The 16554-nt window shown below is 66.7% G+C and carries 16 protein-coding genes; 9 read left to right on the forward strand and 7 right to left on the reverse strand.

The genetic code is table 11. The features are described from left to right. Positions 1 to 31: 31 nt before the first annotated feature. Positions 32 to 1426 carry an amidase gene (locus PGN27_RS23970; protein ID WP_335328349.1) on the forward strand — a complete coding sequence of 465 codons (1395 nt, stop codon included), beginning with the start codon at positions 32 to 34 and terminating at the stop codon, positions 1424 to 1426. 19 nt (positions 1427 to 1445) lie between these two features. Here PGN27_RS23970 and PGN27_RS23975 read toward each other — a convergent pair whose 3' ends face one another. Next, a complete protein-coding gene (locus PGN27_RS23975; RefSeq protein ID WP_335328350.1) occupies positions 1446 to 1877 on the reverse strand; it encodes a MarR family winged helix-turn-helix transcriptional regulator in 432 nt (143 codons plus the stop codon). 45 nt (positions 1878 to 1922) lie between these two features. Between PGN27_RS23975 and PGN27_RS23980 the strand changes: the two genes are divergently transcribed. The 5 genes from PGN27_RS23980 (at position 1923) to rlmN (ending at position 6060) form a co-directional block, all read left to right on the forward strand. Beyond that, the gene (locus PGN27_RS23980; protein ID WP_335328351.1) at positions 1923 to 2609 is read left to right on the forward strand and encodes a class I SAM-dependent methyltransferase; all 687 of its coding nucleotides are present in this window, start codon (positions 1923 to 1925) and stop codon (positions 2607 to 2609) included. A gap of 105 nt (positions 2610 to 2714) precedes the next feature. Beyond that, positions 2715 to 3458: a UMP kinase gene (gene pyrH, locus PGN27_RS23985; protein ID WP_019511997.1), complete on the forward strand. Its 744-nt coding sequence runs from the start codon at positions 2715 to 2717 to the stop codon at positions 3456 to 3458. A 24-nt stretch (positions 3459 to 3482) separates the two neighbouring features. Then, positions 3483 to 4040 (forward strand): ribosome recycling factor, encoded by a 558-nt coding sequence (gene frr / locus PGN27_RS23990; protein WP_030134947.1) that lies wholly within the window; start codon positions 3483 to 3485, stop codon positions 4038 to 4040. Then, positions 4040 to 4909, forward strand: a complete 870-nt coding sequence (locus tag PGN27_RS23995) for a phosphatidate cytidylyltransferase (RefSeq protein WP_335328352.1) — start codon at positions 4040 to 4042, stop codon at positions 4907 to 4909. The genes frr and PGN27_RS23995 overlap by 1 nt, the downstream gene beginning before the upstream one ends. 53 nt (positions 4910 to 4962) lie before the next feature. After that, positions 4963 to 6060 carry a dual-specificity RNA methyltransferase RlmN gene (gene rlmN / locus PGN27_RS24000; RefSeq protein WP_335328353.1) on the forward strand — a complete coding sequence of 366 codons (1098 nt, stop codon included), beginning with the start codon at positions 4963 to 4965 and terminating at the stop codon, positions 6058 to 6060. 5 nt (positions 6061 to 6065) lie between these two features. Here the strand turns inward: rlmN and PGN27_RS24005 are convergent, their stop codons facing one another. The 3 genes from PGN27_RS24005 to PGN27_RS24015 all read right to left on the reverse strand — a co-directional run bounded on the left by PGN27_RS24005 (position 6066) and on the right by PGN27_RS24015 (position 9184). After that, positions 6066 to 6611, reverse strand: a complete 546-nt coding sequence (locus PGN27_RS24005; RefSeq protein WP_418888640.1) for a TetR/AcrR family transcriptional regulator — start codon at positions 6609 to 6611, stop codon at positions 6066 to 6068. Between the two features lie 4 nt (positions 6612 to 6615). Further along, on the reverse strand, positions 6616 to 8841 hold the full coding sequence (locus PGN27_RS24010) for a glycoside hydrolase family 3 C-terminal domain-containing protein (protein WP_335328355.1): 2226 nt from the start codon (positions 8839 to 8841) through the stop codon (positions 6616 to 6618). An 88-nt stretch (positions 8842 to 8929) separates the two neighbouring features. Continuing rightward, a complete protein-coding gene (locus PGN27_RS24015; RefSeq protein WP_335328356.1) occupies positions 8930 to 9184 on the reverse strand; it encodes a DUF2631 domain-containing protein in 255 nt (84 codons plus the stop codon). 140 nt (positions 9185 to 9324) lie between these two features. On the opposite strand from PGN27_RS24015, the gene PGN27_RS24020 reads away from it, so the two are divergent. After that, a complete protein-coding gene (locus PGN27_RS24020; protein WP_335328357.1) occupies positions 9325 to 10803 on the forward strand; it encodes an amino acid permease in 1479 nt (492 codons plus the stop codon). Positions 10804 to 10812: 9 nt separating this feature from the next. Here the strand turns inward: PGN27_RS24020 and PGN27_RS24025 are convergent, their stop codons facing one another. From PGN27_RS24025 to PGN27_RS24035, 3 genes are all read right to left on the reverse strand, one after another. Beyond that, a complete protein-coding gene (locus tag PGN27_RS24025; RefSeq protein WP_335328358.1) occupies positions 10813 to 12522 on the reverse strand; it encodes a cytochrome c biogenesis protein DipZ in 1710 nt (569 codons plus the stop codon). 92 nt (positions 12523 to 12614) lie between these two features. Next, a complete protein-coding gene (locus tag PGN27_RS24030) occupies positions 12615 to 13217 on the reverse strand; it encodes a fasciclin domain-containing protein (RefSeq protein WP_335328359.1) in 603 nt (200 codons plus the stop codon). Positions 13218 to 13347: 130 nt separating this feature from the next. Next, the gene (locus PGN27_RS24035) at positions 13348 to 14031 is read right to left on the reverse strand and encodes a fasciclin domain-containing protein (protein WP_335328360.1); all 684 of its coding nucleotides are present in this window, start codon (positions 14029 to 14031) and stop codon (positions 13348 to 13350) included. A gap of 121 nt (positions 14032 to 14152) precedes the next feature. On the opposite strand from PGN27_RS24035, the gene dxr reads away from it, so the two are divergent. Beyond that, positions 14153 to 15316 (forward strand): 1-deoxy-D-xylulose-5-phosphate reductoisomerase, encoded by a 1164-nt coding sequence (gene dxr / locus PGN27_RS24040; protein ID WP_335328361.1) that lies wholly within the window; start codon positions 14153 to 14155, stop codon positions 15314 to 15316. Continuing rightward, a complete protein-coding gene (locus tag PGN27_RS24045) occupies positions 15313 to 16551 on the forward strand; it encodes a M50 family metallopeptidase (protein ID WP_335328362.1) in 1239 nt (412 codons plus the stop codon). Before dxr ends, PGN27_RS24045 begins: the two co-directional genes overlap by 4 nt. The last annotated feature ends 3 nt before the right edge of the window (positions 16552 to 16554 follow it).

Below are 16554 nucleotides of genomic sequence, written 5' to 3' on the forward strand. Positions count from 1 at the left end.
CGTCGTGGTACGGACTGGTACCGTCGGTCGAATGCCCCGCATCCACGCTTTCGGCGATGACGCTCTCGGTGACCACGACGCGGTCGGGCTGGCGGCCGCCCTACGCGCAGGCACGGTATCGCGCGAAGAGGTCATCGAGGCCGCCATCGCCCGCGCGGAGGCGGTAGACCCCGCGCTGAACGGATTGGCTTACCGCGCCTATGACCGTGCCCGTGCAACAGCGGAGCGGGGTGGCTTCTTCGCCGGGGTGCCCACCTTCGTAAAGGACAACGCCGACGTGGCCGGTATGCCGACGATGGACGGTACCGACGCGTGGACGCCACGCCCTGCTCCCGCCGACGGCGACTTCGCGCGCGCCTATCTGGGCACTGGACTGGTCGCACTCGGCAAGACGCAGCTCTCGGAGTTCGGATTCAGCGCCTCGGCAGAGCATCCCCGGCTCGGTGCGGTGCGCAACCCGTGGGACACCGACCACACGGCAGGGGCATCGTCATCGGGATCGGGCGCGTTCGTCGCCGCCGGCGTGGTCCCGATCGCCCACGCCAACGACGGCGGCGGGTCGATCCGAATTCCGGCCGCCTGCAACGGGCTGGTGGGCCTGAAGCCGACGCGGGGCCGCCTGCCGCTGGACAAGCAGATGCGCCAGATGCCGCTGCGCATCGTCGCCAACGGTGTCGTGACGCGGTCCGTCCGCGACACCGCCGCGTTCTACCGGGAGGTGGAGCTGCTTTACCGCAATCCCAAGCTCCCTGCCATCGGTGACGTGACGGGACCGGGAAAGCGTCGCCTGCGTATCGCGGTCACCACCGAATCCATTGCGCGCGAGGCCGGCCCGCAGGTGCGCGAGGCGACCATGAAGACCGCGGCGTTGCTGGAGGGACTCGGTCACCAGGTCACCGAGATCGCCAACCCGATCCCGTCGTCGTTCATCGACGACTTCCTGCACTATTGGTCGCTGCTGGCCTTTGCGCTGGTGCGCGGCGGTAAACGCACGTTCGGACCCAGCTTCGACCCGGAGCAACTGGACAACCTGACGCGCGGGCTGGAGCGGTTGGCCGCCCGCAACCTGCATCGCATGCCGCTGGTCATCGCTCGGCTCTCGCGGATCCGGCGGATCACCGCAAAGCTGGGTCATCGATACGATGTGCTGCTGATGCCGACGCTGGCCGATGTCACGCCTCGGATCGGGCACCTCGACCCCACGGCTGATTACCAGCAGATCATCGACCGGCTGATCGACTGGGTGGCCTTCACGCCGCTGCAGAACGTCACCGGCGACCCCGCGATTTCCTTGCCGCTCAGCACTTCTGACGACGGCTTGCCGCTGGGGGCGATGTTCGCGGCGACCCGGGGCAACGAGCGCGTGCTCTTGGAGCTGGCCTTCGAGTTGGAGCAGGCCAGTCCGTTCGCGCGCATCCAGGATTGACGCTCCGTCCGGCCGGAACCTAGACCTGGTCCGAACCGACCGCGTCCAGGATCCGTTTCAGCGCGCTGCGGTCGGTATCGCTCAACCGGCCGAGCACTCGATGTTCGGCCGCGCGGATACCTTCGTCGGTGCGGGCGAGCAGCGACCGGCCCGCACGGGTCAGTTCGGCCGGTCGGGCCCGCCCGGAGGAGACGCTGGCCGGCCTCGTGACCAGTCCGCGATCCTGCAAGACGCGTAGCACCATGTTCGTCGCCTGCGGCGAGACTGCGAGGTCACGTGCCAGCTCGGCATTGGACCGGCCGGGGGTTTTGGACAGGATGCGCATGCAGATGTATTGCGGGAAGGCGAGATTGAGCGGTTCGAGGACGCTGGAGGTCACGTCTGCGCGTAACCGCATCGCGGCGCGGTGCAGCAGATAACCCAATGGTTGATCCGGCTGCGAAGAGGACATGTCAACAATGTTGACACATATCAACTAGATTGATATACCGGATCCATGACGACGCCCGAGCCGCAAGAAATGTTCGAACAGGCCTACCGGGGTGACGCACCGGCGTTCCGGGGTGTCCGTCCGCCGTGGAGTATCGGCGCGCCGCAACCCGAGATCGCGGCACTCATCGAAGCCGGGAAGGTGCACGGGGACGTCTTGGATGCCGGGTGCGGTGAAGCGGCGACTGCGCTGGAACTTGCGGCCAGGGGTTTCACCACCGTCGGTCTGGATCAATCGCCGACCGCCATCGAACTCGCCCGCGCCGAGGCGGCTCGCCGTGGGCTGACGACCGCCACGTTCGAGGTAGCCGATATCAGCTCGTTCACCGGCTATGACGGCCGCTTCGGCACCATCATCGACTCCACGCTGTTCCACTCGATGCCGGTGGAGCTGCGGGAGGGATACCAACAGTCCATCGTGCGGTCGGCCGCACCGGGGGCGTCCTATCACGTGCTGGTCTTCGATGCGGGGGCGTTGCCCGTCGGTGGACCCGTCAACGCCGTCACCGAGCCCGAACTGCGGGACGTGGTCGGCAGGTACTGGCAGATCGACGAGATCCGCCCCGCCCGCATCCACGCCAACTTCCCCGATGCGGTCTTGGCGGCCGGACCTTTCGCAGGCAACGACATCCGAGAGGAGCCGACCGGCCTGAGATCGGTCGGTGCGTGGCTGCTTTCCGCCCATCTGAGCTGACTGCCCAACCGGTCACACCGTGCCCCCGCGACCCGAGCGTCGCGGGGGCACGTTGATGAGGCAGGATTGTCTGCGAATTGTGTGTCGCGGGACCGAAGGAGTCTGATGGCAGAGCCAGGCAGCGCCAGCCCCGGAGTCATTCGACCCGCCTATACGCGGGTCCTGCTCAAACTCGGTGGGGAGATGTTCGGCGGGGGACAGGTGGGCCTGGACCCCGACGTGGTCGCACTGGTGGCACGTCAGATCGCCGACGTCGTGCGGGCCGGAGCGCAGGTCGCCGTCGTCATCGGTGGTGGCAACTTCTTCCGGGGCGCGCAATTGCAGCAGCGCGGGATGGAGCGCACCCGTAGCGATTACATGGGCATGCTCGGGACCGTGATGAACAGCCTTGCGCTGCAGGACTTCCTGCAGAAGGAAGGCATCGACACGCGGGTGCAGACCGCCATCACCATGGGACAGGTCGCCGAGCCCTACATCCCGCTGCGGGCGCGTAGGCATCTGGAGAAGGGGCGAGTGGTCATCTTCGGTGCGGGTATGGGGTTGCCGTACTTCTCCACCGACACCACCGCCGCACAGCGCGCGCTGGAGATCGGCGCCGAGGTGGTCCTGATGGCCAAGGCCGTCGACGGTGTCTTCACTGCCGACCCCCGCAAGGTGCCCGACGCCGAACTGCTCACCACCATCACCCATCGCGAGGTCATCGACCGTGGCCTGCAGGTGGCCGATTCGACCGCCTTCAGCCTCTGCATGGACAACGGCATGCCGATTCTGGTGTTCAATCTCCTCACCGATGGCAATATCGCGCGAGCGGTTGCAGGTGAGAAGATCGGAACTCTGGTCACCAGCTGAGCGCGCCCTTAAGGAGATAGACACGTGATCGACGAAACCCTCTTCGACGCCGAGGAGAAGATGGAGAAGGCGGTGTCGGTGGCTCGCGACGACCTGTCGTCGATCCGCACCGGCCGCGCCAACCCGGGCATGTTCTCCCGACTGAACATCGACTACTACGGTTCGATGACCCCCATCACCCAGCTCTCCAGCATCAACGTGCCCGAGGCACGGCTGGTCGTGATCAAGCCCTATGAGGCCAACCAGCTCAAGGCCATCGAGGACGCGATCCGCAACTCCGACCTGGGCGTCAACCCCTCCAACGACGGCAGCGTCATCCGGATCTCGATTCCGCAGCTCACCGAGGAACGCCGTCGCGAACTGGTCAAGCAGGCCAAGGGCAAGGGCGAGGATGCCAAGGTGTCGGTGCGCAACATCCGGCGCAAGGCCATGGACGAACTGGCCCGCATCAAGAAGGACGGCGAGGCCGGCGAGGACGAGGTCGGGCGCGCCGAAAAGGATCTGGACAAGACCACCGGGCAGTACGTGGCCCAGATCGACGAACTGGTCAAGCACAAAGAAGGCGAGCTGTTGGAGGTCTGATGACCTCTCAGCAGCGCAGTCCCGTGGTAGACGCCGAAAAACCGAAGAAATCCTCGCGTGCGGGTCGGGACCTGCCCGCGGCCATCGCCGTCGGCGTCGTGCTCGGCGGGCTGGCCATCGGCACGTTGCTGTTCGCCCCGCTGTGGTGGTTGCCGCTGCTGGCGGTGGCCATCGCCATCGCCACCCATGAGGTGATCCGCCGGCTGCGTGAGCACGGCTTCGTCCTGCCGACCGTGGCGTTGCTGATCGGCGGCCAGGCGATGATCTGGCTGACCTGGCCGTTCGGCGCCGCCGGACTGCTGGGCGCCTACGCGGGCACCATCGTGATCTGCATGATCTGGCGGCTCTTGGGCCAGGGACTGAACAAGCAGCCCATCAACTATCTGCGCGATATCGCGGCGTCGGTGCTGCTGGCGACGTGGGTACCGTTGTTCGCGGCATTCACCGCGCTGCTGATCTTCGCCGACGACGGTGGGGAACGGGTGTTCACCGTCATCGCCACCGTCGTGTTCGCCGATATCGGCGGCTACGTCGCCGGCGTCCTGTTCGGCAAGCATCTGATGGCCCCGGCGATCAGCCCCAAGAAATCCTGGGAAGGCCTGGGTGGGTCGATGGTCTTCGGCACCGCCGCCGCGGTCCTGTCAGTGGCGTTCCTGCTGGACCGCCCGGCCTGGATCGGTGTGCCGCTGGGCGTGCTGCTGGTCATCACCGGTGTCCTGGGAGACCTGGTCGAATCGCAGGTCAAACGCGACCTCGGTATCAAGGACATGGGCACACTGCTGCCCGGGCACGGCGGCATCATGGATCGGATCGATGCCATGCTGCCCTCGGCTGTCGTCGGTTGGATCGTGCTGACGCTGCTCGCCTGAGTCCGGCCTGAATTCGTTGCCGGCCGGCCCGCAATGGGATACTGGGACAGATCATGGCCGTTTCCCTTCCGCTGGTTTTCGACGCTCCGCGACGCGCACTGCCGCCGCGGCATCTCGCCGACCTCGACGCCGATGGCCGCATCGCCGCCGTCGCCGAGCTGGGCCTACCGAAATTCCGGGCCAAACAGCTGGCCAACCACTATTACGGCCGGCTGAGCGCCGATCCGCGGGAGATGACCGATCTGCCCGCCGCGGTGCGCGAACAGGTGGCCGAGGCGCTGTTCCCCACGCTGATCCAGCCGGCCAAGCAAATCCAGTGCGATGCCGGCGAGACCCGCAAGACGCTGTGGCGCGCGGTCGATGGCACCACCTTCGAGTCGGTCCTGATGCGCTATCCGCAGCGCAATACCGTGTGCATCTCCTCACAGGCCGGCTGCGGGATGGCGTGCCCGTTCTGTGCGACGGGCCAGGGCGGCCTGCAGCGCAATCTGTCCACCGCCGAGATCCTGGAACAGGTGCGGGCGGCATCGGCGGCCATGCGCAACGAACATGACGGCAGGCTGTCCAACATCGTCTTCATGGGCATGGGGGAGCCGCTGGCCAACTACAACCGCGTCGTCGCCGCCGTGAAGCGGATCATCGCGCCGCCTCCGGAGGGCTTCGGCATCGGCGCCCGGTCGGTGACGGTGTCCACCGTCGGGCTGGCGCCGGCCATTCGCAAGCTGGCCGACGAGAAGCTCGGTGTGACGCTGGCATTGTCTCTGCACACCCCGGACGACGAGCTGCGCGACACCCTGGTGCCGGTGAACAACCGGTGGAAGGTCGACGAGGTCCTCGACGCCGCCCGGTACTACGCCGATGTCACCGGCCGTCGTGTCTCGGTGGAGTACGCGCTGATCCGCGATGTCAACGATCAGCCCTGGCGTGCGGATCTTCTCGGCAAGAAGCTGCACAGCAAGCTCGGCCCGCTCGTCCACGTGAACCTGATTCCGTTGAACCCCACTCCGGGTAGTGAATGGGACGCAAGTCCCAAACCGGTCGAGCGTGAGTTCGTGCGACGGGTGCAGGCCAAGGGGGTTTCCTGCACCGTGCGCGATACCCGTGGCCGCGAAATAGCAGCCGCCTGCGGACAACTGGCCGCCGAGGGCTGACCCGGCTATTTGATGCCGACGGCGTGGCGCAGCTGCGCCAGGAACTGGGCATCGTCATCGCTGCGCACGATGTAGTGCGATATCGCCACCCTGATCACCGTCGCGGCCTTCACTTCGGCATTCGCGCCGCTGAGCAATTTCAGCAGGCGTGCCCGCATGATCGGGATGACGTAGCCCAGCTGCTTGATGACGACCTCGGGTTCGATGTCCACCACTCGCACCCCGGAATACGACTGCTGATACTCGACGATGAAACGCAATGCAGCATCCAGCTTTTCGGTCCCGCGCAAACCCGCGGTCGCCGCGCCCATCCCGGTGTCGAACAGCTCGGACTCATATCTGCCGAAGGCGCGCAGCAGCTCTTCCTTCGACGCGAACCACCGGTACAGAGTGGGTCGGGACACCCCGGCCTGCAATGCAACCTCGGAAAGGCTGAGTTTGGTCTGACCGTTGCGGCCGAGCACCTCGGCCGTGGCAGCCAGGATCCGGCGGCGCGTCGAGGTGTCCTCGGCACCGTCGGAATGTGCGGTCAGCGGCTTGTTCACGCCCATGATGCTAATGGGACCGCTGTGCGTTGACGGTCTCGAGCAGCTCTTGGATCCGCTCCGGGGGTACGGCACCACCGCTGAGTGAGGTGATTCGGCCGATCGGGATCGAGGACAGCATCCGCAGCATGTCGGTTCCCAGGCCCTGGCCCGAATTCTGTTCGGGTGCCGCTTCGGCGATCGCGGCCATCGCGCCCATCACCACCGGCGCGGCCTCCGGATCCGACAGCAACTCCCCGATGGTGGAGTCCATGGTGAACGAGGTCGGTACCGCGTCGCCGGATACGGCGACCGTGGTGCTCAGGCGAATGTCGCGACTGGAGGCCGCCGCGGCCAGCGAATAGTCGCCTGCTTCGACCACCCACCGCGACGCGGCGATATCCCAATAGGCGAGTTCGGAACGCGCGACCGCGATCTCGACGGTGCGGCTGTCACCGGGCGGCAGCGTCAACTCGCCGAAACCGACAAGCCATTGCGGCGGTCGGGATACCGGGGATTCCGGCCGCCCGGCGTAGATCTGAACCACCTCACGGCCGAGCCGTTGTCCGGTGTTCGTGATCGTCACGCGAACCGTGAAACGATCGGTTCCCTCCTCGACCGTCATGTCGTCATAGCTGAAGTTCGTATAGGACAGGCCGTGTCCGAACGGGAATGTCACCTCCAGATCGCGCGCGTCATAGCCGCGGTATCCGACGAAGAACCGTTCCCCGTAGATGATCTTGCCGTTCTCGCCCGGGAAGTTCAGATAGGCCGGGCAGTCCTGCAGGCGGACGGGCACGGTCTCGGTGAGCTTGCCGGAGGGATTGGCCGCGCCGAAGAGTACATCGGCGATCGCCGCCCCGCCGCCCTGTCCGAGCAGCGCGCCGTCCAGGATCGCCGGCGCCAGTTCCGCAACCGGCTGCAGCCGCAGCACGCCGCCGTGGCTCAGCACCGCCACCGTGCGCGGCTGGGCCCGCACGACCGCGGCCAGCAGTTGGAGTTGTTCGTCGGGCAGCTCGATATCGGGACGATCGAAGCCCTCGGATTCGGCCTCGGCGGGCAGCCCGAGGAAGACCACCGCGGCATCAGCGGCAGCGACCGCGGCAAGGGTTTCCTCGGTGATGCCATCGGAATGGCTGACCTTGCCCGCACGGATTTCGATCTCCGCCAACGGGATATCCAGCCGGGTCGGGTTCACGTGGGAGCTACCCCCGCCCTGGTACCGCGGCTGAACCGCGAACTCGCCGACGACGGCGACCGAGGAGGCCGGGTTCAAGGGCAGCACATCGTGGTCGTTCTTGAGCAGCACGATCGATCGTGTGGCCGCCGCACGGGCCAGGTCGTGGTGCTCGTCGACATCGAAAGTCACCGCCGCAGTGTCGTGTTCGCCGGCCCGCCGGGCCAATCGCGCCACCCGCTCGGCGGCCCGTGACAGAACCTCTGCGGGCAGCTCACCGGACTCGACCGCGGCGCAGACCGCGGCATCGGTGCTGCCGCCGGTGCCCGGCATCTCCAGATCCACACCCGCGGACACCGCGGCGACCCGGTCTCGCACGGCGCCCCAATCGCTGACCACGACACCGTCGAAATCCCACTCGTCGCGCAGCACGGTGCTCAACAGCCACGCGTTCTCGGCCGCGTAGACACCATTGATGCGGTTGTAGGAGCACATCACCGTCCACGGTCGGGTGTGGGTGATGATGTGTTCGAAACCGCGCAGATAGATCTCCCGCAGGGTGCGTTCGTCGACCTCGGAGCTGACGCGCATCCGGTCGTCCTCGGCGTTGTTGGCCGCAAAGTGTTTCGGTGAGGCGCCGACGCCCCGGCTCTGCACACCCGACACCCATGCCGCTCCCAGCACGCCGGTGAGCAATGGATCCTCGGAGAAGTACTCGAAGTTGCGGCCGCACCGCGGATCTCGCTTGATGTTGACCCCGGGACCCAACAGCACGTCGACCCCGAGCGCGCGCGCCTCGGTCCCCAATGCGACGGCGACCCGGTGCACCAGATCGGGGTCCCAGGATTGTGCAAGACCCGCCGCCGGCGGGAAGCAGGTCGCCGGCTCGCTCGCGGCGATCCCGATGTGATCGACCGCGCCGGACTGTTTGCGTACCCCGTGAGGTCCGTCCGTCAACACGATCGACGGGACATTCCCAACGGCCTTGGTGGTCCAGAACGTGGCGCCGCTTCCGAGGGCGGCCTGTTCGGCGGTGGACAGTGCGGTGATGTCATCGGAGCGCTCGGTCACCTGTCCCATTGTCCACAGCGGATCCGTGCCCTGGGCCGCCCTGACACGAGAACGCCCCGGAACCCATGGGCTCCGGGGCGTTCTCGCGCAGTGTGGGTTAGCGGTACCAGCCGCGGCTGCGGGCGATCCAGTCCCGCGCCACGATGCCGAGGATCAGCACGGCAAAGAAGATGAGGAAGACGTCCTCGACGTGCCCGACGTGGTTGCCGTGGGTCATCACGACCAGGAAGATCGCGGCGAAGATGCCGATGATGTGCAGCACCCGGGGGTTCTCCACAGACCAGCCCCATGCCGCCGAGGGCACATCTTCGGTATCGACGCCGTGGTGACGCTCGACCTCGGTGCTGGACACGCCTTCTCCTCACGTCCGGTGGACAGTGCGCCCATTCTGGCACACCTCGGTGATCGAGCCCGAACGAGGCCGGCCGAGCGCCGGCGAGACAGGCGCGGAAAAAGGAGTGGAAAAGGGCCGGTAGTGGGTACGTTGCGTGCGTGACGGAACGATTGCGCAGGAAATCCGTAGAGCAGTCCATCGCCGATACCGACGAACCGGGTACCCGGCTGCGCAAGGATCTGACCTGGTGGGACCTGACGGTCTTCGGTGTGTCGGTCGTCGTGGGTGCCGGCATCTTCACCGTCACCGCCTCCACCGCGGCCAATATCACCGGCCCGGCGATCTCGGTGTCGTTTCTGTTGGCTGCCGTCACCTGTGGCCTGGCCGCCCTGTGTTACGCCGAGTTCGCCTCGACGGTGCCGGTGGCCGGTAGCGCCTACACGTTCTCCTATGCGACCTTCGGCGAGTTCATCGCCTGGATCATCGGTTGGGACCTGATCCTGGAGTTCGCCGTCGGTGCCGCCGTGGTGGCCAAGGGGTGGTCGAGCTATCTGGGAACGGTGTTCGGCTTCTCCGGTGGTGTCGTCGCGGTCGGACCACTCGATTTTGACTGGGGTGCCCTGCTGATCGTCGGCACCGTCGCGGCGCTGCTGGCACTGGGGACCAAACTGTCCTCGCATGTCAGTCTCGTCATCACCGCCGTCAAGGTGTCGGTGGTGCTGCTGGTGGTGATCGTCGGCGCCTTCTACATCAAGGTGGCCAACTACACACCCTTCATCCCGCCCACCGAATCGGGGGAGTCCGCGGGGTCCGGTGTGGACCAGTCGGTCTTCTCGCTGCTGACCGGCGCGGCGGGCAGTCACTACGGCATCTACGGTCTGCTGGCGGGTGCGTCGATCGTCTTCTTCGCCTTCATCGGTTTCGACGTGGTCGCGACGACAGCCGAGGAGACCAGGAATCCGCAGCGCGACGTCGCCAGGGGAATCCTTGCCTCGTTGGCGATCGTGACCGTCCTCTACGTGGCGGTGTCGGTGGTGCTGTCCGGGATGGCCTCCTACGTCGACATGAAGGAGGCCGGTGGCGGACATCCCAACCTGGCCACCGCGTTCGAACTCAACGGTGTGGACTGGGCCGCGAAGGTCATCTCGATCGGAGCGCTGGCGGGCTTGACCACCGTGGTGATGGTGCTGATGCTCGGCCTGTCGCGGGTGCTGTTCGCGATGTCGCGTGACGGCTTGCTCCCGCGGTCACTGGCGCGCACCGGCTCCCGGGGAACCCCGGTGCGGATCACCGTCATCGTGGCTGTACTGGTCGCGCTGGCGGCCTCGCTGTTCCCGGTCAACCGGCTCGAAGAGATGGTCAATGTGGGCACGTTGTTCGCCTTCGTGCTGGTGTCGGCGGGTGTCATCGTGCTCCGGCGCAGTCGCCCGGATCTCGAACGTGGCTTCCGGGTGCCGTGGGTGCCGCTGCTGCCGATCGCCTCGATCGTCGCGTGTCTGTGGTTGATGCTGAATCTGACCGCGTTGACCTGGATCAGGTTCATCGCGTGGATGGCCTTGGGTGTGTTGATCTACCTTGCCTACGGGCGTGGGCATTCGCTACTCGGTCAGCGACAGGCGCTCGACGGCAAGATCTGAGTAGTCGCGTCAGCCGTAGGTGAACGAAAACGCCTGCAGCCCATCGTCGAGTGACACCTCGACGGTGCCGGTGCCCGCGGGATCGTCGGCGATGATCTGGCGCATGTTCGGCGGACCGGAGACCGGCAATTCGCGGGTGACACCCTCGTGGGTGATCCGCACGGTGCCGTTACCGCCGACGACGAGATAGACATTGCGCGCGCGATAGTTCAGCCGGATCGTCGCGCCGTCGGCCCGTGCCGTGATGCCCTGGTAATTCAAAGCCCACGGCCCGCGCAGGGCGAAGCTGTCCGGGGCGAGCCGGTCCGGGAAGTCGAACGTGTGGTTGCCCTCGTCATAAACCCCGGTGCCGCCGTAGTTGACCACCTTGCCGACGCTGAAGTACGTCTCCGGTGTGGTGGGGGCTGTCGGGGTGTCGTCCGAGCGTTCCGTCGCCGCCGGCAGGGTACGGCTGTCACCGTCGGAAAGAAGTTGGCGGATCAGCTTTTCGGTGGTGGCGTAGTCGCCCTCGCCGAACTTGATGTGGCGCACCACGCCGTTCTTGTCGATCAGGTAGTGGGCGGGCCAGTAACGGTTGCGATAGTTGGTCCAGGTCGAGAAGTTGTTGTCCATCGCCACGGGATAGGTGATGCCGAGATCGGCGGCACCGCTGACGACGTTGGCCTGCACCTTCTCGAAGGCGTACTCGGGGGTGTGCACACCGATGACCTGCAGACCGTGGTCCCGGTAGGCCGCATACCAGTCGACCAGATGCGGTGTGGCCCGCTGACAGTTGATGCATGAGTAGGCCCAGAAGTCGATCAGTACCACCTTGCCGCGCAAGGACTTCAGGTCGATCGGTGCGTTGCCCGGAGTATTGAGCCATGCCGCGATCCCTTTGATGTCCGGTGCGGTGCCGCAGCTTTCCAGGACGGGCGCACCGTTGGTGCAGTTCGACAACTCGGCATTCTGATCGTTGACCAACCCGCCGAGGTCGAGCTTCTCGCGCAGCTGCTCCTCGCCGCCGACCCGGTACTGCAGGGCGGCGGTGTAGTCGGGGATGGCGCGCTGTAACACCGCGGGAAGGTTGAACACCAATGCCACGGCCAATCCGATGGTGACCACCCCCGCGACGACGCGGATCTGGCGCTGCCGGCGACGAAATGCCGCCACCCGCTCGGTGACCCGCCGCCCGGCCAGGGCGAAGAACAGGAGGGGCAGGGCGGCGCCGATCGCGAACGACAGTGTCAGGGCGATGATGTCCGCGCCGATGCTGCCGGTGGCGCCGGCAACGACGATCGCCGCGAGCACCGGGCCTGCGCACGGTACGTACAGCACGCCCAGGGTGAGACCGAGACCGAAACCGCTGGTGCCCGAATAGAACTGCTTCTGCGGCAACCGGGCGAACGGCTTCTCCAGCACGGCTTCGAACCGCGGGAAGATCAGCCCGAGGCCAATGGCCACCAACGCCGCCAGGGCCAGCCAGCGGATGGTGTCCTGGGGTAGGTGCAGCAGCGACAGCAGAGCCGATCCGAGCAGTGTGACCAGGCTGAAGCTCACGACCAGGCCGGTGATCACCAGATACGGCCGCAGCCGCGACGTCCGCGCCGAACCGGTGGGTGCTGCGGTGTCCCCGGCCTGGGTCCCTGAGAAGAAGATGACCGGCAACACCGGCAGAATGCACGGCGAGATGCCGGTGATCAGGCCACCGAGGAAGCCGATCGTGATCAAAGTGGCCATATGAGTCATTCGTCACGGCAACGCAATTGGATGGCCCGAACGCACATCAGCCCGGCCGCGTGGACGGCCGGGCTGATGTGGTGGAGAACAGATCACATGGGCGGCATCAACACGGTGTCGATGAGGTAGACGGTGGCGTTGGCGGTCTGCACGCCCCCGCACACCACGTTGGCGTCGTTGACCTTCAGCTCGGCCGGCATCATCATGTTCGGGGCCGTCACGGTCACGTCGGCGCCCTGCATGGTCTTGTGCATGCCCACAACCTGCTCGGGGCTGGCCTGGCCCTCGACCACGTGGTAGGTCAAGATGCTGGTCAGCAATGCCGAGTCGGTCTTGAGCCGCTCGATGGTCGCCGGGTCGATCTTGGCGAAAGCCTCATCGGTGGGCGCGAACACCGTCAGCGCGGGAGCACTGTTGAGGGTGTCGACCAGATTCACGTGCGGGTTGAGCTGACCCGAAAGCGCCTGGGTGAGTGTCTTGAGCATCGGGTTGTTGGCCGCCGCGACGGCCACCGGATCGGCCGCCATGCCGGTCACCGAGGCCGGGCCGACCGGGTTCTGGGCGGCGTACGCGGCGCAGCCGGGGCCGACCGGGGCGGCCTGGGCCACTCCGGCAGAAGCGAACAGGAGGCCGGTAGCGGCGGCGGCGGTGCACGCGACGCCGGCGAGCTTGTGGGTGTTCAGCGAGAAAGTCATCGATCCATTCCTTCTACTCGGTCGTCTTCACGTTTCGTGTGGGGGAGTGGGGCGGGACGGCGGTGCCGTCGATGGGGGCGAGGCAGCCCGGTCGGGGGAACGGGCCGCCTCGCCTGCTCGGTACCGGCTATCAGGCAGCCGGGGGCATCAGGACGGTGTCGATCATGTAGACCGTGGCGTTGGCGGTCTTCACGCCGCCGCACACCAGGCCGGCGTCGCCGACCTTGAGGTCGTTACCCGCACCGGTGACGGTGACCGGGGCGCCCTGAACGGTGGTGTGCTCACCGGCGATCTGGTCGGGGCTCGCCTGGCCGGGGACCACGTGGTAGGTCAGGATCGAGGTCAGCAGATCCGAGTCGGTCTTCAGGGTCTCCAGCGTGGCCGGATCGATCTTGGCGAAGGCGTCATCGGTCGGGGCGAACACGGTGAACTCGCCGCCGTTGAGGGTGTCGACCAGGTTGACGTTCGGGTTGAGCTGGCCCGAGAGCGCCTGGGTGAGTGTCTTGAGCATCGGGTTGTTGGAGGCGGCGACGGTCACCGGATCGGCGGCCATGCCGGTCACCGAGCCGGGGCCCTCGGGATTCTGTTCGGCGTATGCGGCGCAGCCCGAACCGATCAGGTTGCCGGCGGGCGCGGCCATGCTGGAGGTGGTCTCCGGTGCTGCCATCGACGAGGTCATCGAGGAGATTGAGGAACTGGCTTCACTGGCACTGCTCTCGACTGACGACGTGCCGCCCGAACAGGCGGACAGCCCGAGCGCCGCGACGGCGGCGAATCCGGCGAATGCGATGCGATGCTGGTGGGTCAATGTCATGAGACTCAACTTCCTTGTTGGCGGGTGGCTGATACCGACCCGGTTGGCCCTACATCGCTGATTCGGTGCCAACCACGGCCCGGATGGGTCTGCACCGGAATTCGTGTCCAGGCGGGGCACAATGGTCGGTGTGAGTTCTGACCGCCGGCGTGTGCTGATCCTGGGTAGTACCGGATCGATCGGCACCCAGGCCCTCGATGTGATCGCCGCGAACCCGGACAGTTTCGAAGTGGTGGGGCTGGCCGCCGGCGGCGGCAACGCTGAACTGCTGGCCCGCCAGGCCGCCGAGACCGGCGTGACGAACGTGGCCGTCGCCGACCCCGATGCGCCCATCGACGCCCGCTACCGCGGACCCGACGCCGCCACCCGACTCGTCGAGGACACCGACGCTGATGTGGTGCTCAACGCGCTCGTCGGCGCCTTGGGGCTCAAACCCACCCTGGCCGCGCTGCACAGTGGCGCCCGGCTGGCGCTGGCGAACAAGGAATCCCTTGTGGCGGGTGGTCCGCTCGCCCTCGCCGCCGCGGCCCCCGGCCAGATCGTTCCGGTGGACTCCGAGCATTCCGCGTTGGCGCAATGTTTGCGCGGCGGAACCCCCGACGAGGTCGCCGCCCTGGTGCTGACCGCCTCGGGCGGACCGTTCCGGGGCTGGTCGGCGCAGGCGCTGGAGGATGTCACCCCCGAACAGGCCGGCGCCCACCCGACCTGGTCGATGGGTCCGATGAACACGCTGAACTCGGCAACCCTGGTCAACAAGGGGCTGGAGCTGATCGAGACGCACCTGCTGTTCGGCGTCGACTACGACCGCATCGAGGTGGTCGTCCATCCCCAGTCGATCGTGCACTCGATGGTCACCTTCACCGACGGCTCGACACTGGCCCAGGCCAGTCCGCCGGATATGAAGTTGCCGATCGCGCTGGCATTGGCATGGCCGGCACGGGTGCCGGGAGCGGCCGCAGCATGTGATTGGACGACCGCCTCGACCTGGACGTTCGAACCGCTGGACGCGTCGGTATTCCCGGCCGTCGACCTGGCCCGCGAGGCCGGTCGCCGGGGCGGCAGCCTGACCGCGGTCTACAACGCCGCCAACGAGGAGGCCGCGGCAGCGTTCCTCGACGGCCGGATCCGTTTCCCGGCGATTGTCCGAACCGTTGCCGATGTGCTGCACGCCGCAGATCAGTGGGCCGCGCAACCAGCTACCGTGGAAGAGATACTCGAAGCGCAGGACTGGGCCCGAGCACGGGCCGGCAGCGCCATCGACCGGGAGGTAGTCGGAAGCCGATGATGTTCACTGTCGGCATCGTGCTCTTCGCACTGGCCATCCTGGCGTCGGTGGCCTTACATGAGTGCGGCCACATGTGGGTGGCCCGAGCCACCGGGATGAAGGTGCGCCGCTACTTCGTCGGCTTCGGTCCGACGCTGTGGTCGACGCGGCGACCCAACAAGCGCGGCAGCACCGAATACGGCATCAAGGCCGTGCCGCTGGGCGGGTTCTGCGATATCGCGGGGATGACGGCCGTCGACGAGATCGCCGACGAGGACCGGCCCTACGCGATGTACCGCCAGAAGGTGTGGAAGCGCGTCGCGGTGTTGTTCGCCGGTCCCGCGATGAACTTCATCATCGGCCTCGTCCTCATCTACGGCATCGCCGTAGTGTGGGGCCTGCCCAGCCTCACACCGCCGCCGACGACCGCCGTGATCGGTGAAACCGCCTGTGTCGCACCGCAGGTCGCCAAGGAGGGGGACAACCCCTACGGTCCGTGCCCGCAGCCGGGCCCCGGCCCGGCGGCGCTGGCGGGCCTGAAGCCCGGGGACACCATCGTCAAGGTCGGCGAGACCGAGGTGTCGACATTCCCCGAGATGGCGGCCGAGATCCGCAAGCTCGCCGGCCCGGTCCAGGTGGTCTACGAGCGAGACGGCCAGCGCCTGTCCACCGTCGTCGACGTCGCCCGCACCCAACGTTTCACCTCGGCCGAGGCCGCCACCCCGGACACGGTCGGCGCCATCGGTGTCAGTGCAGTGCAGCCCCCGGGACCCACGCAGTACAACCCGTTGACCGCCATTCCGGCGACCTTCACCTTCACCGGTGATCTGGCCGTCGAACTCGGCAAGGCGCTGGCGAAGATCCCCACCAAGATCGGTGCCCTCGTCGATGCCATCGGAGGTGGGGAACGGGACAAGGAAACCCCGATCTCGGTGGTGGGCGCGTCGATCATCGGCGGCGAGACCGTCGACGCCGGGCTGTGGGTGGCCTTCTGGTTCTTCCTGGCCCAGCTGAATTTCGTGCTGGGAGCGGTCAACCTGATCCCACTGCTGCCCTTCGACGGTGGTCACATCGCGGTGGCCACCTACGAGAAGCTACGGAACATGTTCCGTGCGGCCCGCGGCAAAGTCGCCGCGGAACCGGTCAACTATCTCAAGCTGATGCCCGCCACATACGTTGTGCTTGCGGTGGTCGCCGGCTACATGCTGTTGACGGTCACCGCCGACTTTGTCAACCCGATCAGCATCTTCGACTAGGAG

Origin of the sequence: Mycolicibacterium neoaurum, assembly GCF_036946495.1 — a bacterium.
GTDB classification, from domain to species: domain Bacteria; phylum Actinomycetota; class Actinomycetes; order Mycobacteriales; family Mycobacteriaceae; genus Mycobacterium; species Mycobacterium neoaurum_B.